Consider the following 20259-nt stretch of genomic DNA (forward strand, 5'->3'; position numbering starts at 1 on the left):
GTGCGTCAGAGGCAGAGCAGGACGCTGACCGCGCTCACACAGGAGAGCAGGCTCGCGGTGCTGGCGCCGCCACCGCCGTGGTTCTCGTCGGACTCCATCGTCTGCAGGTCGAGCAGGGCCATGTCGTGTCCTTTCGTCGGCCCCGGCGGTGCCGGGGTCCCGGTCGATACCCCATCGGGGACGGGGGTTGAATCACGACTCCGTCAGTCGCGGAGCCGCGTCTGTGAGGGCCGCGCGGGCGGCGGCAGGAAGGGCAGTCCGGCCCCGGTCCCGGCGTCGAGGGCCGCCGCGAGCGCGAGCAGGCACCCGGCCGTGCCGGTGGCGAGGTCCATGGACAGCCGCATCATCTGGTGGCCGGGGAAGGCCAGTTGGCCCTGGTAGGCCATCGCGTACCAGCCGAGCGCGCCGACCTGCTCGGCCAGCCGCTGCGGGGTCGCCCCGGGCGCCGTGCTGCGGCTGAGGTGCAGGATCATCCCGGCGCGGCCCTGGAACAGGCCGGGCTGGGCGTAGAAGCGGGAGGTGGCGGCGGTGAGCACGGCGTCGCGGGCCCGGGAGAACTCCTCGTCGGGCGCGTGCGCCAGATACTCGTCCAGGACCATGCCGATGCCCGCGCTGCCGTCGCCGAGGTACGGCAGGGTGCGCCAGCCCTCGTCGACCTCCAGGCCGCCGCCGCTGGGCTGGACGACGCACTGCTCCAGGTCGCGGCGGAGCGCGGTGGCGGCGGCGTCCAGCAGGGCGCGCTCGCCGGTCCACTCGTACTGCCGCAGCAGGAACAGCGCGGGCCCGCTGGCGCCCCGCAGCAGCCCGGCGCGGCGCCGGGGCGTGCCGGGCAGCGGCTCGGCGAGCCGGGCGGCGAGCAGGTGGGCCGCCTCGGCGGCCCGCTCGCCCAGTTCCGCCTCGCCCGTGGTGCGGGCCAGGGAGCCGAGGACCAGGCCGAGCCCGGCGAGCCCGCCGCGCAGGTCGGAGGAGAGCTTCTGCCAGCGTTCGGCGAGGATCCTCTCGGCCAGGTCGAGGGCGCGCTGCCGGTGGCCGAGCCGGTCCAGGACATGGGCGACGCCCGCGAGCCCGTCGTACAGGCCGAACGGGGTGCCCGGCGGCGCGGACGCGGTCCGCTCCAGCAGCCAGCGCTCGCCCTCCTCGTGGCGCCCGGCGCCCGACTCGGCCAGCGCGTACAGGACACCGGCGGCGCCGTGCGCCAGACCGAGCCCGCCGCCGTCGGAGAACTGCGCGATGTCGCCGGGGTAGAGCCGGTCCTCGCGCTCCGGGGTCGCCGAGGCGAGCAGCGCCTTGGCCATCGAGTCGCGGGCGGCCGGCCAGTCGGCCGGGTCGGGATAGGCGGTGGCGCCGGACACCGGCGCGGCGGTGCCCGCGGGACCCTCCGCCGGACGGACGTCCCGGGTGATCTCCGCGACGGCCTCGTCGAGGAACTCCCGCGGCACGTCCGGGAACTGTTCGGCGATCACCTCGGCGAGGTGCGCCGCCTTGCCCCGGTCGATCACGAACAGCGTGGTCACCGGCAGGAACAGGGCGAGCCGCAGACACGCCAGCGCGTAGCGGTCCACCTCGGGTCCGGTGCGGTCCGGCGGGGCGAAGAAGCCCGGGTGGGCCACGACCTGGCGGCCGTTCTCCTCGGCCGGGGCGGCGGCCTCGAAGTCCAGCAGGGACACCGACTCGTCGTCGGGCCCCACGACGATGTTGAACACATGCAGGTCGTTGAAGACGATCCCGCGTCCGTGCACCGCCGCCACGGCCCGCTCCACCGCCCGGTGCACCCGCAGCGCCCACGCCGTGTACGCGGCGACGGCCTCGGGGTCGGGGTCCGGTGTCAGCAGCGGATGCCGGTCGCCGAAGTAGGAGTTGAGGGTCCGGCCCTCGACGAAGTCCATGACCAGGAAGCGGTGGTCGCCGAGCGTGAACCAGTCCCGCACCTCCGGCACGACCCCGGTCCCGGCGACCTGTTCCAGGGCGGCTCTCTCCCGCTCAAGACGGGTCACGGCGTCGGCGCCGTCGGCGGCGAGCCCGGCGTGCGGCCGGCCCTCCTTCAGCACCACCCGCCGGCCGTCGCGGGAGTCGGTGCCCGCGTAGACCCCGCCGCCGTTGGAGAAGTGCAGCGCCTTCTCGATGCGGTACGGCAGTTCGCCGACCGTCGTGGTGTTGCGCGCCGCCAGGTGCGGCTGGAGGAACGACGGCAGCGTCACCCACTCCGGCACCTGGAACGACGGGCTGCGCCGGTCCGGGACCAGCCGCCCCTCGCCGTCGCGCACGGCCGGGACCAGCGAGCCGCGCTCGTCGACGACGAAGGCCCGCGCGAAGGCACCGTAGCGGACGTACAGCGGTCCCTCGCCCCAGCGCAGATCGGTCAGGATGTACGGCCCCTCGAAGCCCTCCAGGAGGGCGCCCAGCTCGGTGAGCACCTGGTGCAGCCGCTCCTCGCCGTCCGGGTAGACGGTGACGAACTTGCCGCTGGTGTCACGGGCCGCGTACTTGGTGTTCCGCAGATGCAGCAGATGCGGGCCCGGCACGAACTTGAAGGGGATCCGGCGCGGCACGCAGTAGTCCCAGACGATCGCCGCGATCCGCTCGGCGTTGTCGCGGGTGGCCGAGGCGTGGATCTTCCAGCCCTGCGCCGGGCCGGGCGCGGCACGGCCGTCGTCGCCGAGCGGGGTCAGCGTCAGCCAGTCGCCGACGCGGGTCGCGTCCCACCCCTGCGGCACCGCGCGCCGGGCCGTCTCGTACAGCGGCGCGGCGACCCGCCCCTCCTCGGACAGCCGGTCGGGCGTGTCGTAGAAGTGCGGATCGGCGAGCGCGTACACCTCGTAGCGCTGGTCCATGTCCGTCCCCTCCCTGGTCGGCACCGAGCCTTCCAGCCGGGCGGGGCCCGCCGACAGTCACGTCTGTCACGAGACCACCGTGCGGAACGCACGCGTCAAGACCCGTTCGTAAAGAACAGTTCGAACGGCGCCGGGCCCGAGGTCCCGTCCGCCCGGGGCACCCCGGTCGCCGACACGCTCCTCACCGGCGCCCGCCGCGCCGACGACACCGCCCTGCTGGTGATCCGCTACGACGGCCTGGCCGTACGCCCGCTGCGGGAGAGCCGGACGGTGTGGCGGGTGCCCGAGGCGGTCCGGCACGCCCGCCGCCTCACCCGGCGCACGCTGCGCTCCTGGGGTGCGGGCGAGGAGGCCGACGCCGCCCTCCTCGTCGTCTCCGGACTGGTCACCAACGCGCTGGTGCACGCCGAGGGCCGGGTCCGCCTGGACCTCACCCTGGTCCACGACCGGCTGCGCATCGCCGTCGCCGACGGCTCGCCGCGCACCCCGGCCAAGCCGGCGGACATCGGCTGGGAGGCCACGGGCGGCCGCGGCATCCTGCTGTTCGAGGCGGTGTCGACGGCCTGGGGAGCGCTGCCGGTCAGCGGCGGCGAACAGGTCCGGAGCGAACTGTCCCCGGCCCGCTGACGGACCCGCCCGGCCCTCCTGCCGCGCCACCGACCCGCCACATGGGTGCGCCGCGCCCCCGGCACGGCAGGTCTGAGCCGCGGACCGGCCCGCCGTGCTTAGGGTCCTGGGCTGTGTCACACACCTTCGAAGAGCTTGTGGCGAAACAGCGCGCCGCCGACGAGGCGCACACCCGGGTCGAACAGCTCCGGGAGACCTACGGGCCGCCCGCGCAGGAGCGGTGGACCGGAACGCAGAGCGGGACCTACGAGACGGCCCTGCGCGCCTGGCGCGACCTCGCCCGCGATCTCCAGACCGCGCTGAGCGAGTACGCGAGCGAGGCGGGAAGACCCCGCCCCGAGATCGAGACCGAGGTGGAGCGGGCGGCCCGCTCGGGCCCGGCCGACGGCGGAGCACCCGGGACGGACGGCGCCTGAAACCGCGCCGACGGCGCGAATCCGCAGGCCGCGTGCGGGTACCCGCACGCCATGGACACCTTCCGCCTGCAAGCAGCCGCGAGCGCCGGTTCCGTCTTCGGGACCGTCGTGATCGTCGTCGGCGCCCTCGTCATCGTCGGCGCCCTCATCTGGGCCGTCCGGTTCGGCATCAAGGTCAAGCAGCGCGAGCCGCGCACGCCCAGGGGCGGCGAGCATCCCACGCTGCCGGACTCCGGGCCGGTGCACGAGACCCGGCAGCGGCGTGAACCCGACGAGGTGCCGCGCGCCGAGGAGACCGGCCGCCGGCTCACCCCGCACGAACTCGGCTCGCCCGGCAGCCGCCGCAGCGAGGACCAGTCCCGCCCGCGCTGGAACGGCGGAACCGGCGGCTCCTTCGGCAGCGGCGGTCCGGGCGGCACCTGACCTGCCGGTCCGCGGGTTTGCCCGCGGCGCGTCCGGGGACCCGGACGGCCTGGGACGAGCGGGCCCGGGAACCGCCCGGGGCGCCGTTGCCGCACACCTCACGCTCATGCGGAAGGAAGTCGAGAAACCGTGGCCGCGCATATGACCGAGAAACCGGCCGTCCAGCCCGCCGAGACGGGCTGGGCCAGATCCCGTCGGCTCAGGCGCGACACCGTACGCACCTGCCTGCCGGCGGTCGCCGTCGAGGACCGCGGCCGGGCGCGGGGGCGCGCCGGGGACGCGGAGGGCAACATCGTCCGCGGCGAGGACTGAGACAGGAGGACCGAGAGGGTCCGAGACGGTCCGTGAGGGTGGGCCCGGCGCTGTGTACCGCGCCGGGCCCACCCTCCGGGCGCGTTCAGCCGTGGGTCTCGGCCAGCAGTTCGAGGACCTCGTCGGTGGTGCCCGTCTCGCCGAGGCGCGGGAAGATCCGCCGCACGCTGCCCTCGTGGGCCTCGGCGTCCATGTCGGCCATCGCGTCCGTGGCCAGCGTGACGTGGTAGCCGTGCTCGTGGGCGGCGCGCGCGGTGGACTCCACTCCGATGCTGGTGGCGATGCCGGTCAGCACGATCTGCGTCACCCCGCGGCGGCGCAGCTGCACATCGAGGTCGGTGCCGTGGAAGGCGCCCCAGTTGTGCTTGGTGACGGTGATGTCGCCCGCGTGCCCGGCCAGTGCGGGCACGATCACGTCCCAGCCGTCGGGCCGGGCGCCGCCGCCCCCGCGCGTCGCCTCGGTACGGCCGGGCACCACGTCGCCGTGGTCGTCGGCGAAGGACACCCGGACCAGGACGACGGGCAGGTCACGGGCGCGGAACGCCTCGGCGAGCCGCACGGAGCGGGCGACGACCTCGGCACCGGAGTGGGGCACGACCGGCGCGGCGGCGATGCCCGCCTGGAGGTCGATCACCACGAGGGCGGTACGGGGGTCGAGGGCAGTGAGTGCCATGAGAGGTCAGGCCTTTCCGGGCTTGCGGGGGGTGAGACGGACGAGTGACCGGTCGGTCAGGCTGCTCACCAGGAGCAGCACCGACCCGGCGGCCATGAACAGGGCCAGGCCGTGCAGGCCGCCCGTGTCGGCGCGGTGCGGGAAGTACCCGGCGGTGGCCGCCGAGGCACCCAGCGCGCCGAGGTACATGAAGGTGCGCAGCAGCCCGGCGGCCGAGGCGATCCGCGCGGGATCGGCCTGCCGGTACAGCGCGTTCTGGTTGGCGAGGGTGATCAGCCCCTGGGGCACGCCCATCACGAGTCCGGCGGCGAGCAGCAGCGGCAGCGGGCTCGTGGAGCCGATCAGCAGCAGCACGGCACAGGCGGCGACCTGGAAGACGCCGCCCGCCACCAGCTTCGCCCGCACGGCCTCGCGGCGCCCGGTCAGCGTGGAGACGACGAGCGCGGCACCCGACAGGGGCAGCAGCGTCAGCCCGGCCGTGGACGCGCTGAGCCCGCGTCCCTCCTCCAGCCACTGCGTGTAGCCGTACATGAAGGCGTAGGAGGTGAGGGCGCCGAGCAGCTGGCGCACGTAGGTGCCGATGAGCGGCCCGTTGCCGCCGAGCACCCGCAGGTCCACGAAGGGCTGCGCGGTCCGCAGTTCGCGCACCGCGAAGGCGGCTCCCACCGCGGCGGCGAGCACCGGCAGGTACCAGCGGTCGGCGCGCGGCGCCATCAGGAACAGCATCAGCGACACCAGCGTCCCGGCGAACAGCACCATCCCGGGCACGTCGACGTCGCGCAGCCCGTGCCCGGTGTCCCGCTGCGGCTCCCGGGGCAGCCGCAGCGCGCCCAGGACCAGGCAGGCGGCGGAGAGCGGCACGTTCACCGTGAACACGGCGCGCCAGCCGCCCACCCCGATCAGCAGCCCGCCGAGCGCGGGACCGACCACGGCCACCGTCTGGTTGGCGACGGCGAGCGCGGTGAGGACGCCCGCCGGACTGTCCCGTCCCGTCCGCTCGGCCTCGCGCCGGGTGAGCTGCATGGCCGCCGGATACGCGGCGGAGGTCCCGAACCCGAGCAGCACCCGCGCCCCGATGAGCACGCCCAGCGAGGGGGCGAGCGCCCCCAGCAGACCCGCGAGCCCGACCAGGGCCGTCCCCGTGAGATAGAGCCGCCGGGGACCGGACATGTCCATCAGCCGGCCGATGACGGGCTGTCCGACGGCGGTCGCCAGATACAGCGCCGAGACCAGCCAGACGGTCTGTGCCGGGGGAGCCCCGAACGCGGCGCCGATCGGGACCAGGGCCACCGCGATCATCGACGAGTTGATCGGGTTCAGCACCGAGCCCAGGACCATCGGCGCGATCAGCCTGCGGTCGAAGGCGTCCGGCGCCGGGCGCACGGCGGCGCCCTCGCCGCCCGGCCGCCGGGCGAGCCGGGACCTCACGGCCGGCTCAGCCGTTCGAGCAGGGTGAACGCCTTGATGATGGTCTGCCGCTCGTCCTCGGTGTACCGCTCGTGCAGGGCCCGGGTCAGCCACTCCGCACGGGTCTGCCGGTCGCCCTCGATGCGCTCGTGCCCGCCGTCCGTCAGCGTCACCAGCTGGCGTCGGCCGTCGTCAGGGTCGGGGCTGCGCCGGATGAGCCCGCGCTGCTCCAGGACGGCGAGTGTGGCGGCCATCGACTGCGGGCGCACGCCCTCGGCGGAGGCGAGGGCACTGGCGGTGGCGGCGCCGTGCTTGCCGACCAGGGTGAGCGCCGACACCTGGGACGGGGTGAGGTCCTCGTCCCGGGCGACCTCCCGTATCCGGCGCCGCAGCCGGCTGAACACCACCCGCAGATCGCGCGCGGCCCGCGCGGCGGAGGCGGAGGCGCCCTCGGGCACGTCGGTGGGCTTGTGGTCCATGGCAGCACCGTAGATCCGCCAGGCGGAACTGTCCAGCCAAGACTGTTCAGCCTTGCCTGCCTATGTGCCGGTCGATTGCCGCCCGCCCGTCTCCGGGCCCGGACCGCAGTACGCTGACGAGGTGCGTCTGCTCCTGATGTCGGACACCCACCTCCCGCGCCGCGCCCGGGAACTGCCCGCCCCGCTGCTCGCCGAACTGCCGCGCGCCGACGTCGTCGTCCACGCGGGGGACTGGGTCGACACCGCGACCCTCGACCTGCTCCAGGCGCGCAGCCGCCGGCTCCTCGCGGTGTACGGCAACAACGACGGCCCCGAGCTGCGCGCCCGGCTCCCCGAGGTGGCCCGCGCGGAACTGGACGGGCTGCGCTTCGGCGTCGTGCACGAGACCGGGGCCGCGCAGGGCCGCGAGGCCCGCTGTGCCGCCCGTTTCCCGGACCTGGACGTGCTGGTCTTCGGCCACAGCCACATCCCCTGGGACACCACCGCCCCCTCCGGGCTGCGCCTGCTCAACCCGGGTTCTCCCACCGACCGCCGCCGCCAGCCCCACTGCACCTATCTGACGGCCACCGTCACCGGCGGCGCCCTCACCGAGGTCGAACTCCACCGGCTGCCGCAGCGCCCGGCCCGCTGACGGCGCCCGGGGGCGTGCGCCGCACCGCGACGCAAGGAGTGACGCACGGAAGAGGGCGGCCCGGCAAGGGGCCGCCCCGAGGTCACACTTCCCTTTCTCGTTTCCGAATTCTCGGCGAGATCCGGGCCGATCCGTGCGCGGAAGCGGCCCGGTGGCTGTGAGTATGCGCTGTCACGGACCCCCTTCCGGAGAGGTGTGCCGCACATGTGCAGCGGAGGCGATGCATGCCTCATCCGCTGTCTGCCGCCTACCCCTTGCGGAGAAGCCGAACCATCTCATCACAGGAATTACGGCTCTTTTCGGTCGCCGACGGAGCGGACGGGACCCAGAAGCTCACTCCCCGCTCACCGGCCCCACCGGCAACGCTGGCACGCGCCCGCCCGCCTCCCGGCGGACCGCAGCCGCCGTACCCCCGCCACGAGCAGCACCGCCGCCACCACGGCCCCGGCCGCCGCCGCTGCCCGCCGGGCGAGGGGCACACCGGCCTCCCGCAGCAGATCCAGCGGCTCGGCCTCCCGGCCGCCCGCCACGCTTTCCGCCGCACTCCCCGCCGTGCCCTCCGCCGCGGCGGGCGCGGCCTTTCCGGGCGCGGCCCCGGCCAGCCGGAGCGCCAGGCAGTCCGCGAACCGCCCCACCAGCCGGTCGCCCACCTCGGCCAGCACCCCGCGCCCGAACTGCGCGGGCCGCCCGGTCACCGTCAGATCCGTGGCCACGGCCACCTCCGTGGCCCCCTCCCGCTCCCGCAGCGCCGCGGTGACCGTGGCCCGCGCCGTGCCCTGCCCGCGCGTCTCCCGGCCGCTCGCGACCAGCACCATCCGCCGGGCCCGCGCGTCCTGCTCCTCGAAGACCGCCGTCCCCTTGTAGGCCACGGTGACCGGCCCCAGCCGCACCGTGACCGAACCGGTGACGGTCCGGCCGTCGTACGACTCCACGACGGCGCCCGGCAGGCACGGCGCGACGCCCTCGATGTCCAGCAGCGCCCGCCAGGCGTCGTCGGCGGGTACGGGCACGGTGAACGCGTGGTGCAGTTCCATGGCTTCGTCCTCCTGTTCAGGGCCGGGCGCGGGCGGGACCGTTCGCGTGGATGGCGCCCGCGGTCGCGGTCAGGGGCGCCCCGCTGCCGCCCCAGCGCAGCGAGACGATCTCGGCGGCGACCGACACCGCCACCTCCTCGGGCGTACGGGCACCGAGGTCCAGGCCGACCGGGGAGCGCAGCCGGGACAGCTCGGCCGGGGTCACACCGGCCTCCAGCAGCCGTTCCACCCGGTCGTGGTGGGTGCGGCGGCTGCCCATCGCGCCGATGTACGCGGCGGGCCTGCGCAGCGCCTCCTCCAGCAGCGGCACATCGAACTTCGGGTCGTGCGTGAGGACGCAGATCACCGTGCGCTCGTCGGTGTCCGTGGTGCGCAGATAGCGGTGCGGCCAGTCCACGACCACCTCCACGGCGTCCGGGAAGCGCCGGGGCGTGGCGAAGACCGGGCGCGCGTCGCACACCGTCACCCGGTAGCCGAGGAAGGCGCCGATCCGGGCCACCGCGGCGGCGTAGTCGATGGCGCCGAACACCAGCATCCGCGGCGGCGGCGCGAAGGAGTGCAGGAACACCGAGACGGCGTCCTCGCGCCGCTCGCCGTGCGCCCCGTAGTGCCGTGTTCCCGTCGCCCCGAGCGCGAGTCCGCCGCGGGCGTCCGCGGTGACCGCCGCGTCCAGGCCGGGGGTGCCCAGCGTCCCCGCCACCGAGTCCGGCCACACGGCGAGCGTCGCCCCGCGCGGCGCGGGACCGTCGGCCACGGTCGCCAGGGTCACCGGCGCACCGGCGGCGACCGACGACGCGACCGCGCCGAAGGCCGGCTCCGACTCCGGGGTCACGGGCCTGACCAGCACCCCGATCTCGCCCCCGCAGGTGAGCCCGACCGCGAACGCGTCCTCGTCGCTGTACCCGAAGACGGCGAGCCGGGCCTCGCCGTCCGCCACCACCTCCTTGGCCAGCTCGAAGACCGCGCCCTCCACACAGCCGCCGGAGACACTGCCCACCACCTCGTCGTCCGGGCCCACCGCCATCGCCGCGCCGGGGTCGCGCGGCGCGCTGCGGCTGACCGTCACGACCGTGGCGAGACCGAACGGCTGCCCCGCCGCGTACCAGCGCCCGAGCACCGGAAGGATGTCACGCACGCTCTCGTCCCTTCGCACCACCGGCACCGGCACCGGCACCCGTGCCCGTCCCGGCGCCGCTGTCCGCGCCCCGGACCACCGCGGCCAGCCGCTCCAGCGCGGCCACGCTGTGCCCCTCCACGAAGGCGTCCACGCTCGGCAGGGCGGCGGCCATCCCGGCCGCCAGGGGCGCGTAACCCGGGCGCGCCTTGCGCGGGTTGGCCCAGACCACCCGGTGGGCCAGCCGGTGCAGCCGGCGCATCTGGGCGGCCAGCAGACGGGGGTCGCCGCGCTCCCACCCGTCGGACAGGAGGACGACCACGGCGCCGCGGGCCGTGCCGCGCTGCCCGTAGCGGTCCAGGAACTCCCGCAGCAGGACGCCGAGCCGGGTGCCGCCGCGCCAGTCGGGCACCGCCTCGGAGACCGCCGCCATCGCCAGGTCGGCGTCCCGGTGGGACAGCTCCCGGGTCACCCGGGTCAGCCGGGTGCCGACGGTGAACACCTCCGTGCGCCGCCCGCGGACCGCCGCGTGCGCGAACCGCAGCAGCGCGTCCGCGTACGGCGCCATGGAGCCGCTGACGTCGACGAGCAGCACCACCCGCCGGGGCCGCTCCGTCCGCGCGTGGAGCCGGGGCGGCGCGGGTTCGCCGCCGCGCCGCAGCAGCTCCCGTACGGTGCGGCGGGCGTCGAACTCCCCGCGCCGGGCCGGGCGCCGCCGCGCGCTGCGCCGCGCCTGGCCGCGCAGCGCGAACGCGGCCAGCAGTCTGCGCACCTGGGCGCGTTCGGCGGGGTCGAGCCCGGCCACGTCGCGATGGCGCAGCACCTCCGCCGAGCTGGCGAGCGAGGCGACGGGCGGACCCGGCGGCCGGTCCGCGCCGCCTCGGCCGCGCGCCCCGGCGGGCGCCTCGCGCACGGCGACCCGCGGCCGGGGCGGGGGAGCGGGCCGGGCCGTCCGGGGCGGCTCCCCGCCCGGACCCGGGCCGAAGCAGGCGCCGAACACCCGCTCGTAGCGCTCCAGGTCGTCCCGGTCACCGCACAGCGTCAGCCGCCCCGCCCAGTACAGGTCCGCGCGGACCTCCGGGCGCAGCGCGTCCGCCGCGCGCAGGAACGCGTGCACCCGCTCCGCGCTCACCGCGAGCCCGGCCGCGCGCAGCGCCCGCGCGAAGCCGAGCAGCACCGCGTCCCCGCCGAGCGGCGGCCCGTCGCCCGTCATCCGGTTCCCGCCCCTCGGCCGGCCAGGATCGCCGCGAAGTCCAGACCGCGGGCCCGGTCCGTGTCCTCGCGGTACTTCAGCACCGACCCCAGCGTGGCCATGGCCAGCTCCGCGCCGGCCTCGTCGGCGCCCAGCGCGTCCAGGGCCCGCACCCAGTCCAGGGTCTCCGCGACCCCCGGCGGCTTGAGCAGGTCCTCGGCGCGCAGCGCCTGCACCAGCGCGGTCACCTGCTCCGCCAGCCGCGCCGACACCCCGGGCAGCCGACGGCGCACGATGGCCAGTTCCCGGGCGAAGCCGGGATGGTCGAACCAGTGGTACAGGCAGCGCCGTTTGAGCGCGTCGTGCACCTCGCGGGTGCGGTTGGAGGTCAGCACCACCACCGGCGGGACCTCCGCGCGCAGCGTGCCCAGCTCGGGAACGGTCACCTGGAACTCGGAGAGCACCTCCAGCAGGAACGCCTCGAACTCGTCGTCGGCCCGGTCGATCTCGTCCACCAGCAGCACCGACGGCTGGGTCTGCAGCGCCCGCAGCAGCGGCCGGGCCAGCAGGAACCGCCGGTCGTACAGCTCGCGCTCCAGCCGGTCCGCGTCCGTGACCCCGGCCGCCTCGGCGGCCCGCAGATGCAGCAGCTGACGGGGGAAGTCCCAGTCGTACAGGGCCTGGGAGGCGTCGATGCCCTCGTGGCACTGCAAGCGGATGAGGGGCGCGCCGAGCACCTCGGCGAGGGCGCCGGCCAGCGCGGTCTTGCCGACGCCCGCGTCGCCCTCGCAGAACACGGGCCGGTGCAGGCGCAGCGCCAGGAAGCAGGCGACGGCGAGCCCGTCGTCGACGAGGTAGCCGGTCTCCTCCAGGCGGGCGCGCGCCTCTTCGGGGCTGTCGATGCCGGTGATCGGCGCTCACCCCGTTCCGGTGGCGGCCAGGACGGCCCGCCGGGTGAGCACCCGGGCCAGGTGCGCCCGGTACTCGGGGGAGGCGGAGGCGTCACGGGAGGGCCGGGTGCCCTCGGCGGCCGCCTGCGCGGCCCGTGCCACCGCCGCGGCGTCCGCCGCGCCCGCCAGGGCCTCCTCGGCGGCCGTCGCCCGCAGCGGGGTGGCGCCCATGTTGGTCAGGCCGATCCGGGCCTCGGCGACGCGTCCGCGCTCGTGCCGCACCAGGGCGGCGACGCCGACGACGGCCCAGGACTGGGCGACCCGCTGGAACTTCTCGTAGCGGAATCCCCAGCCGGCCCGCTTGGGCACCCGCACCTCCACGAGCAGTTCGTCCGGTTCCAGCGCGGTCAGCAGATAGTCGGCGAAGAAGTCCCGGGCCGCCACGGTGCGCCGCCCGCCCGGACCGGCGGCGACGAGTTCGGCGTCCAGGGCCAGCGCGACGGCGGGCAGGTCGCCGGCCGGGTCGGCGTGGGCGAGCGAGCCGCCGAGGGTGCCCCGGTGGCGCACGGCCGGGTCGGCGACCTCGGCGGTGGCCTGTGCCAGCAGCCCCGCGTACCGGCGCACCAGCGGGTCGTGGACGATGTCGTGGTGGGTGGTGAGCGCGCCGACGACGAGGGCGTCGCCGTCCTCGCGGACCCCGCGCAGCCCGGGGATCCGGCCGATGTCGACGACCAGTTCGGGGAAGGCGAGGCGCAGCCGGAGCAGCGGCAGCAGGCTCTGCCCGCCCGCCAGCACCTTGGCGTCCTCGCCCGCGCCGGCGAGCGCGCGCAGGGCCTCGTCGAGCGTGCCGGGCCTGACGTAGTCGAACGCGGGGGGAATCATGCCGGGGCCTCCTCGCCGTCCGTGCGGGTCTCGCGTGCCGCCCTGACCGCCTCCCAGACCCGCTCGGGTGTGCAGGGCATCGGCACGTCGTGGACGCCGAGCGGGCGCAGCGCGTCCACGACCGCGTTGACCACGGCGGGCGTGGACGCGATCGTCCCGGCCTCGCCCACGCCCTTGGCGCCGAGCGGGTTGGACGGGGCGGGGGTCTCGGTCCGGGCGGTGACGAATTCGGGCAGGTCCGCCGCCGACGGCACCAGGTAGTCGGCCATGGTGCCGGAGAGCAGGTTGCCCTCGGTGTCGTAGACGGCCTCCTCGTACAGGGCCTGCGCGATGCCCTGGGCGAGGCCGCCGTGCACCTGCCCCTCGACGATCATCGGGTTGATCACCCGGCCCACGTCGTCGACGCAGACGTAGGACCGGATCCGGGTCCGCCCGGTCTCCGTGTCGACCTCGACGGCGCACAGGTGGGTGCCGTGCGGGTAGGAGAAGTTCTCCGGGTCGAGCACGTGTCCGGCGTTGAGGGTGGGTTCCATGCCCTCGGGCACGTCGTGCGAGGTGAACGTCGCGAAGGCCACCTCCTGGATGGTCCTGCGGGCCTCCGGTGAGCCCTTCACCGCGAACACCCCGCCGCTGAACTCCAGGTCGTCCTCGCTCGCCTCCAGCAGATGCGCGGCCACCCTGCGGGCCCTGGCCACCACCTTCTCGGCGGCCCGGTGCACCGCCGACCCGCCCACCACCAGCGAGCGCGACCCGTAGGTGTCCATGCCCTGCGGGGCGACCAGCGTGTCGCCGTGCACCACCTCGACGTCCTCGAACGGCACGCCCAGCACGTCCGCCGCGATCTGGCTCCAGCAGGTCACGTGCCCCTGCCCGTGCGGGCTGGTCCCGGTGACCACCTCGACCTTGCCGGTGGGCAGCACGCGGATGCTCGCCGCCTCCCAGCCGCCCGCCGAGTACCTGAGGTCGCGCAGCACCCGGCTGGGCGCCAGCCCGCACATCTCCGTGTAGGTCGACACGCCGATCCCCAGGCGCACGGTGTCCCCGCGCTCCCGGCGCTCGCGCTGCTCGGCGCGCAGCCCGTCGTACCCGAACAGGGCGAGCGCCTTCGCGGTCGCCGCCTCGTAGTCGCCGCTGTCGTAGGTCAGGCCCGCGATCGAGGTGTACGGGAACTCCTCGTGCCGGATCCAGTTGCGCCGCCGCACCTCCACCGGGTCCAGACCGGTCGCGGCGGCCAGCTCGTCCATGATCCGCTCGATGGCGTACGTGGCCTCCGGGCGCCCCGCGCCCCGGTAGGCGTCGGTCGGGGTGCGGGTGGTGAACACCCCGGTGCAGTCGAACGCGTAGGAGTCCATCTTGTAGATCGCCGGGTACATGAACGCGCCCAGGATCGGGATGCCCGGTGTGACCAGCATCAGATAGGCGCCCATGTCGGCGAGCAGCCGGACCCGGAGGCCGAGCAGCCGCCCCTCGCGGGTCGCGGCGATCTCGACGTCCTGGATCATGCCGCGGCCGTGATGGGTGGCGAGGTACCCCTCGGAGCGCGACTCGGTCCACTTCACCGGCCGGCCGAGCCTGCGGGCGACGGCCAGCGCGACCGCCTCCTCGCCGTACACCTGGAGCTTCGAGCCGAAGCCGCCGCCCACGTCCGGGGCGACCACCCGCAGCTTGTGCTCGGGCACGCCGGTGACCACGGAGAGCATGATCCGCAGGATGTGCGGGATCTGGGTCGCCGAGTACACCGTGTACTCGCCGGTGGCCGCGAGCGGGGTGACCACGACCGCGCGCGGCTCCATGGCGTTGGGGATGAGACGCTGCTGCCGGTAGCGGCGCGAGAGGACCACGTCCGCGCGCTCCCTGACCGCCGCGAAGTCCTCACCGGCGCGCAGCGGCCAGTCGTAGGCCCGGTTGGTGCCCTTGTCGGAGTGGACCAGCGGGGCGTCCTCGGCGAGCGCTTCCTCCAGGTCCAGGACGGGCGGCAGCGGCTCGTAGTCGACCTCGACCGCCTCCAGCGCGTCGGCGGCGGCGTACCGGTCGCGGGCCACCACGACCGCCACCGGGTCACCGGCGTGCCGCACCTCCTCCAGCGCGAGCGGCGGATGGGCGGGCAGCACCATGTCCTCGGTGACCGGCCAGGCGCACGGCAGCGACCCCAGGCCGTCGGCGAGGTCGCGGCCGGTGAACGCGGCGACGACACCGGGGCGTTCCAGGGCGGCGGAGACGTCGACGCGGGTGATCCGGGCGTGCGCCATGGGGCTGCGCAGGAACGCCAGGTGCAGCAGTCCGGTCACGGCGATGTTGTCGGTCCAGTTGGTCTGGCCGGTGAGCAGCCGCGCGTCCTCCTTGCGCAGCCGGGCCCGGCCGACCTCGCCCGCCGCCGTCCGCCCGGCGCCCGCCGCCGTCTGCCCGGCGCCCGCCACCGTCTGCCCGGTCATGCCGGCACCTCCCGCGCGGGCGCGGCGGCCGGGGCTCCGGCGGCCCGCTCCGCCTCGGCGGCGTCCAGCACCGCGGCGACGATGTTCTGATAGCCGGTGCACCGGCACAGGTTGCCCTCCAGGGCCCGGCGCACCTCGGCCGCGTCCGGCCGCGGGTTCTCCCGCAGCAGATCACGCGCCGCCATGAGCATGCCCGGGGTGCAGTAGCCGCACTGGAGGGCGTGCCGCTCGTGGAAGGCCCGCTGCAACGGGGTCCACGCGCCGTCGCGGGCCAGCCCCTGGACCGTGGTGACCGCACCGCCGTCCGCCTGGACGGCGAGCACGTTGCAGCTCTTGACGCTCGTGCCGTCCAGCTCGACCGTGCAGGCACCGCAGCTGGAGGTGTCGCAGCCGACCGGCGTCCCGGTCAGGCCGAGCCGGTCGCGCAGATAGTGGACCAGCAGCAGACGGGGCTCCACCTCGTCCTCGTACGCGGTGCCGTCCACCGTGACCGAGATGTGCGTCATGTGCCCTCCAGGGACCGAACGGGCGTACGCGAGGAATATCAGCGACCAGCGTGATGTACGTCACTCTATGGCCGGGTCCGTGGCGCGGCGAGCCGTGCGGCGCGGATCCGCCGCACGCGTTAATCCGTTGCCCGCCCGCGTCCGCCTCTGCTGCACTGCTCCCGGCCCGACGTCACCCCACGAGGAGCACCGATGCGCACTGCGTCCCTGTCCGTCCCCGGAATCCGGCCGACCCCCTCACAAGGACATGACGCCCCGTGCACCTGCTCAACCTCGGCATCCTCGCGCACGTCGACGCGGGCAAGACCAGCCTGACCGAACGCCTGCTGCACTCCGTCGGAGTGACCGACCGGCTCGGCAGCGTCGACTCCGGCGACACCCGGACCGACACCCTCGCGCTGGAACGGCAGCGCGGCATCACCATCAAGTCCGCCGTCGTCTCCTTCCCCGTCGACGACGTCACCGTCAACCTCATCTACACACCCGGCCACCCCGACTTCATCGCCGAGGTGGAACGCGTCCTCGGCGTGCTCGACGGAGCCGTCCTGGTCGTCTCCGCCGTCGAAGGCGTGCAGGCCCAGTCCCGGGTGCTGCTGCGCACCCTGCGGCGGCTGCGCATCCCCACCCTGCTCTTCGTCAACAAGATCGACCGGCGGGGAGCCCGCGAGGACGACGTCCTGCGGGCCGTCGCGCGGCGCCTCACCCCGGCCGTCGTCCCCATGGGCCGCACCCGGCACCTGGGCACCCCCCGGGCCCGCTTCGTGCCCGGTCTCGCCCCGACCGCCGCCGAGGTCCTCGCCGACCACGACGACGACCTGCTCACCGCCTACGTCGAGGACCGGCTGCACCCCGCCCGGGTGCGCGCCGCGCTCGCCGACCAGACCCGCCGGGCCCTCGTCCACCCCGTCTACTTCGGCTCCGCGATCACCGGCGCCGGCGTCGACGCGCTCATCGGCGGCATCAGGGACCTCCTGCCCGCCGCCGACGGCGACCCCGACGCGCCCGTCTCGGCCACCGTCTTCAAGGTCGACCGGGGCGAGGCGGGGGAGAAGGTGGCGTACGCCCGGGTCTTCTCCGGCACCCTCCGCATCCGCGACCGCCTCCCCTACGGCGAGCCCCGCACCGAGGGCCGGATCACCGCCCTCGGCGTCTTCGACCACGGCACCGACGTCCGCGCCGACGCCGTACCGGCCGGCCGCATCGCCCGCCTGTGGGGCCTGGCCGGTATCAGGATCGGCGACACGCTCGGCGTGCCCCGCCCCGCCCCCGGGCACGTCTTCGCGCCCCCGACCCTGGAGTCCGTCGTCGTCGCGGCCCCCGGCACCGACCGCGGCGCCCTCCACCTCGCCCTCGCCCGGCTCGCCGAACAGGACCCGCTGATCGGCCTGCGCCACGACGAGGCGCGCGGACAGACCTCGGTGTCGCTGTACGGAGAGGTCCAGAAGGAGGTCGTCCAGGCCACCCTCGCCGACGAGTTCGGACTCGACGTCGCCTTCCGCGAGACCACCCCGCTGTGCGTCGAACGGCCCACCGGCACGGGAGCGGCGGTCGAGTACAACAAGAAGGACGGCAACCCCTTCCTCGCCACCGTCGGCCTGCGCGTCGACCCCGCCCCGGCGGGGACCGGGATCGTCCTCCGCCGCGAGGTGGAGCTCGGCTCGATGCCGTACGCCTTCTTCAAGGCGATCGAGGACACCGTGCGCGAAGGACTCGGCCAGGGCCCCCACGGCTGGCAGGTCACCGACTGCACGGTCACCCTGACCCACTGCGGCTACTCGCCCCGGCAGAGCCACGCCCACCAGGGCTTCGACAAGAGCATGTCCAGCACCGGGGCCGACTTCCGCGGCCTGACCCCGCTGGTGCTCATGACGGCACTGCGCCGCGCGGGCACCCTCGTCCACGAACCCCTGCACCGCTTCACGGCCGAGGCTCCCGCCGACACCCTCGGCGCCCTGCTGCCCGTGCTCGCCGCGCTGCACGCCGTCCCGCGCACCACCCGCACCCGGGGCGCCGTGTGCGTCCTGGAGGGCGAGGTGCCCGCCGCCCGGGTGCACGCGCTGGAGCAGCGGCTGCCGGGCCTCACCCGCGGCGAGGGCGAACTCGACAGCGCCTTCGAACGCTACGCGCCGGTCCGCTCCGGGCCCGTGCCCGAACGCCCGCGCACCGACCACAACCCGCTCGACCGCAAGGAGTACCTGCTGAACCTCACCCGCCGCGTCGGCGGCTGACCCCCGGAATGCCCCGTCCGGCGTTGACCCTGCCCTTACGTCAGGCTGCACGCTGTACGCCGACGGAGCCGACGAAAGGGCAGGTGGATGAGCTACTCCGTGGGACAGGTGGCGGCGTTCGCCGGAGTGACGGTGCGCACGCTGCACCACTACGACCGGGCGGGGCTGCTGTCGCCGGGCGGCCGCAGCCACGCCGGGTACCGGCTGTACGACGACGCCGACCTGGCACGCCTCCAGCAGATCCTCTTCTACCGCGAACTGGGCTTCTCCCTCGACGAGATCGCCGACATCCTCAAGGACCCGCAGGCCAACGCGCTCGCACACCTGCGGGCCCGGCAGCGGCGGCTCGGCGAGGAGATCACCCGGCTCCAGCGGCTCGCCGAGGTCGCCGAACGGGCCATCGAGGTCCAGCAGACCGGAGTGACCCTCACCCCCGCCGAACGCTTCGAGGTCTTCGGTGAGATCGCCTTCGACCTCAGCTACGCCACCGAGGCCCAGCTCAAATGGGCCGGCTCGGAAGGACAGCGGGAGTCCATGGCTCGGGCCGCCGCGCACAGCAAGGAGGACTGGCGGCGGCTGATGCGCGAGGCCGCAGCGTGGCGCGCCGAACTGCTCGCCGCCTTCGACGACGGCGAGAGCGCCGACGGGGAACGCGCCATGGACCTCGCCGAGGAGCACCGGCTGCACATCTCGCGCTGGTTCACCTCCTGCCCGCCCGCCATGCACCTGCGCATCGCGGACGACATCGTCGCCGACCCGCGCGCCTTCGCCCTCGTCGTACCGCCCTCCCAGCAACGCCCCGGCCTCGCCGCCTACCTGGGCAGGGCCGTGCACGCCAACGCGGCCCGCCGCACCGACCCCGAGGGGGACCGATGAGGATCCTGATCGCCGCCGCCGGATCGCGGGGCGACGTCGACCCCTACACCGGTCTCGGCGCCGGGCTGCGCCGGGCCGGACACGAGGTCGCTGTCGCCGCCCCGGACACCTTCGCGCCGCTGGTCCGCCGCGCCGGAGTGGAGTTCCGCGGACTGCCGGCCCGGCCGGAGGCCCAGGGGGCCGTCACGGGCCGGCGGGACCTGATGCGCGGCGCCGCCGCGTTCGTGAACCGGCTCGCGGGAGGCTTCGCCGCCGCGGTCGGCGACGGCACCGAGCTGCTGGTGCTGTCCACCACCACCGCCCCGCTGGGCTGGCACCTCGCCGAGGCCACCGGCCTGCCGAGCATCGGCGCCTACCTCCAGCCCACCGCGCCCACCGGCGCCTTCCCGCCCGTCGTCACCGGCACCCGCTCCCTGGGCCGCCTCGGCAACCGCGCCGCGGGCCGCCTCGGAGTGCGGATGGCCGACCGCCTCTACGGCGACGCGGTCGCCGCCCTCCGCCGCGAGCTGGGCCTGCCCCCGCGCACCCCGGCCGCCGAACGCCGTCGCCGGGAGGCCGCGCACTGGCCCGTGCTGCACGGCTTCAGCGAGCACGTCGTGCCCCGCCCGCCCGACTGGCGCCCCGGCCTGGACGTCGTCGGCAACTGGTGGCCGTACACCGACCCCGACGCCCGGCTGCCCGCGGACCTGGAGGACTTCCTCGCCGCCGGGCCCCCGCCGGTGTTCGTCGGGTTCGGCTCCATGGCCGGGGGCCACGGAGAACGCCTGAGCGAGACCGTCGTACGGGCACTGCGCCGGGCCGGGCTGCGCGGCGTCCTCCAGTCCGGCGCCGCCGGCCTCGCCGCCGAGGGGGACGACATCCTCACCGTCGGCGAGGTGCCGCACACCCTGCTGTTCCCGCGCACGGCCGCCGTGGTGCACCACGCGGGCGCGGGCACCTCGGCGGCGGCCCTGCGCGCCGGGGTCCCCTCCGTCCCCGTACCGGTCACCGCCGACCAGCCGTTCTGGGCGGCCCGCCTCACCGCCCTCGGCGCCGCCCCCGCCGCGATCCCCTTCACCGGCCTGACCCCCGAGCGCCTGGCGGACGCCCTCGACCGCGCGGTACGGGCCCCGGCCCTCACCCGCTCCGCCGCCACCGTCGCCGGCCGCCTCGCGGGTGAGGACGGGGTGGGACGCGTGGTGGAGGCGGTGGAGGCCCTGGGGCGGCTGAAGAGCTGAGGGGCAGGTGGGGGGGCGGGCGCGGGGGCGGGGCGGGCGGCCTGCGCGGGGGCTCCGTCGGTGCCGTGGGTGGGGTCCGGCGGGACGGA

At 75.5% G+C, this 20259-nt stretch carries 19 protein-coding genes and 1 pseudogene; 8 read left to right on the top strand and 12 right to left on the bottom strand.

Translation table 11 applies throughout. The annotated features are described in order from the left end of the window. Positions 1-5 precede the first annotated feature (5 nt). Entirely contained in the window at positions 6-122 is a 117-nt protein-coding gene (locus tag A8713_RS29480) for a SapB/AmfS family lanthipeptide (protein WP_064536778.1), read from the bottom strand. A gap of 81 nt (positions 123-203) precedes the next feature. Beyond that, positions 204-2831 (bottom strand): class III lanthionine synthetase LanKC, encoded by a 2628-nt coding sequence (lanKC, locus tag A8713_RS29485; RefSeq protein WP_064536779.1) that lies wholly within the window; start codon positions 2829-2831, stop codon positions 204-206. 165 nt (positions 2832-2996) lie between these two features. Between lanKC and A8713_RS29490 the strand changes: the two are divergent. The 4 genes and pseudogenes from A8713_RS29490 to A8713_RS32755 form a co-directional block, all read left to right on the top strand. Beyond that, a pseudogene (locus A8713_RS29490) lies at positions 2997-3458 on the top strand (ATP-binding protein); the annotation flags it as partial. Positions 3459-3571: 113 nt separating this feature from the next. Further along, positions 3572-3874 carry a hypothetical protein gene (locus A8713_RS29495; RefSeq protein WP_064536781.1) on the top strand — a complete coding sequence of 101 codons (303 nt, stop codon included), beginning with the start codon at positions 3572-3574 and terminating at the stop codon, positions 3872-3874. Between the two features lie 51 nt (positions 3875-3925). After that, positions 3926-4297, top strand: coding sequence for a DUF6479 family protein (locus A8713_RS29500; protein ID WP_064536782.1), 372 nt, complete (start codon positions 3926-3928; stop codon positions 4295-4297). Positions 4298-4426: 129 nt separating this feature from the next. After that, positions 4427-4609 carry a hypothetical protein gene (locus A8713_RS32755; protein WP_079159181.1) on the top strand — a complete coding sequence of 61 codons (183 nt, stop codon included), beginning with the start codon at positions 4427-4429 and terminating at the stop codon, positions 4607-4609. Between the two features lie 85 nt (positions 4610-4694). Here the strand turns inward: A8713_RS32755 and A8713_RS29505 are convergent, their stop codons facing one another. The 3 genes from A8713_RS29505 to A8713_RS29515 are packed head-to-tail and all read right to left on the bottom strand — an operon-like array spanning position 4695 to position 7168. Then, positions 4695-5282 carry a hydrolase gene (locus A8713_RS29505; protein ID WP_064536783.1) on the bottom strand — a complete coding sequence of 196 codons (588 nt, stop codon included), beginning with the start codon at positions 5280-5282 and terminating at the stop codon, positions 4695-4697. A gap of 6 nt (positions 5283-5288) precedes the next feature. Next, positions 5289-6710 (bottom strand): MFS transporter, encoded by a 1422-nt coding sequence (locus tag A8713_RS29510; RefSeq protein ID WP_173860926.1) that lies wholly within the window; start codon positions 6708-6710, stop codon positions 5289-5291. Then, positions 6707-7168 carry a MarR family winged helix-turn-helix transcriptional regulator gene (locus tag A8713_RS29515; RefSeq protein WP_064536784.1) on the bottom strand — a complete coding sequence of 154 codons (462 nt, stop codon included), beginning with the start codon at positions 7166-7168 and terminating at the stop codon, positions 6707-6709. The genes A8713_RS29510 and A8713_RS29515 overlap by 4 nt, the downstream gene beginning before the upstream one ends. Before the next feature lie 121 nt (positions 7169-7289). Between A8713_RS29515 and A8713_RS29520 the strand changes: the two genes are divergently transcribed. Continuing rightward, positions 7290-7799: a metallophosphoesterase family protein gene (locus tag A8713_RS29520; RefSeq protein WP_064536785.1), complete on the top strand. Its 510-nt coding sequence runs from the start codon at positions 7290-7292 to the stop codon at positions 7797-7799. 344 nt (positions 7800-8143) lie between these two features. Here A8713_RS29520 and A8713_RS29525 read toward each other — a convergent pair whose 3' ends face one another. From A8713_RS29525 to A8713_RS29555, 7 genes are read right to left on the bottom strand one after another with little or no spacing between them, the layout of a single operon-like run. After that, positions 8144-8833, bottom strand: coding sequence for an SRPBCC family protein (locus A8713_RS29525; protein ID WP_064536786.1), 690 nt, complete (start codon positions 8831-8833; stop codon positions 8144-8146). A gap of 16 nt (positions 8834-8849) precedes the next feature. After that, a complete protein-coding gene (locus A8713_RS29530; RefSeq protein ID WP_064537795.1) occupies positions 8850-9968 on the bottom strand; it encodes an XdhC family protein in 1119 nt (372 codons plus the stop codon). Continuing rightward, positions 9961-11160, bottom strand: coding sequence for a vWA domain-containing protein (locus A8713_RS29535; protein WP_079159183.1), 1200 nt, complete (start codon positions 11158-11160; stop codon positions 9961-9963). Before A8713_RS29535 ends, A8713_RS29530 begins: the two co-directional genes overlap by 8 nt. Further along, a complete protein-coding gene (locus tag A8713_RS29540; protein WP_079159184.1) occupies positions 11157-12050 on the bottom strand; it encodes an AAA family ATPase in 894 nt (297 codons plus the stop codon). The genes A8713_RS29535 and A8713_RS29540 overlap by 4 nt, the downstream gene beginning before the upstream one ends. A 6-nt stretch (positions 12051-12056) precedes the next feature. Further along, positions 12057-12911, bottom strand: coding sequence for an FAD binding domain-containing protein (locus tag A8713_RS29545; protein ID WP_064536788.1), 855 nt, complete (start codon positions 12909-12911; stop codon positions 12057-12059). After that, positions 12908-15343: a xanthine dehydrogenase family protein molybdopterin-binding subunit gene (locus A8713_RS29550; RefSeq protein ID WP_237305485.1), complete on the bottom strand. Its 2436-nt coding sequence runs from the start codon at positions 15341-15343 to the stop codon at positions 12908-12910. The genes A8713_RS29545 and A8713_RS29550 overlap by 4 nt, the downstream gene beginning before the upstream one ends. Next, positions 15340-15849, bottom strand: a complete 510-nt coding sequence (locus A8713_RS29555; protein ID WP_064536789.1) for a (2Fe-2S)-binding protein — start codon at positions 15847-15849, stop codon at positions 15340-15342. The genes A8713_RS29550 and A8713_RS29555 overlap by 4 nt, the downstream gene beginning before the upstream one ends. Before the next feature lie 257 nt (positions 15850-16106). Between A8713_RS29555 and A8713_RS29560 the strand changes: the two genes are divergently transcribed. The 3 genes from A8713_RS29560 to A8713_RS29570 all read left to right on the top strand — a co-directional run bounded on the left by A8713_RS29560 (position 16107) and on the right by A8713_RS29570 (position 20170). Continuing rightward, on the top strand, positions 16107-18077 hold the full coding sequence (locus A8713_RS29560; RefSeq protein ID WP_064536790.1) for an elongation factor G: 1971 nt from the start codon (positions 16107-16109) through the stop codon (positions 18075-18077). Between the two features lie 87 nt (positions 18078-18164). Then, positions 18165-18953 (top strand): MerR family transcriptional regulator, encoded by a 789-nt coding sequence (locus A8713_RS29565; protein WP_064536791.1) that lies wholly within the window; start codon positions 18165-18167, stop codon positions 18951-18953. Continuing rightward, the gene (locus A8713_RS29570) at positions 18950-20170 is read left to right on the top strand and encodes a glycosyltransferase (protein ID WP_064536792.1); all 1221 of its coding nucleotides are present in this window, start codon (positions 18950-18952) and stop codon (positions 20168-20170) included. The genes A8713_RS29565 and A8713_RS29570 overlap by 4 nt, the downstream gene beginning before the upstream one ends. The last annotated feature ends 89 nt before the right edge of the window (positions 20171-20259 follow it).

The sequence above is a fragment of the Streptomyces sp. SAT1 genome, from assembly GCF_001654495.1.
GTDB lineage: Bacteria > Actinomycetota > Actinomycetes > Streptomycetales > Streptomycetaceae > Streptomyces > Streptomyces andamanensis.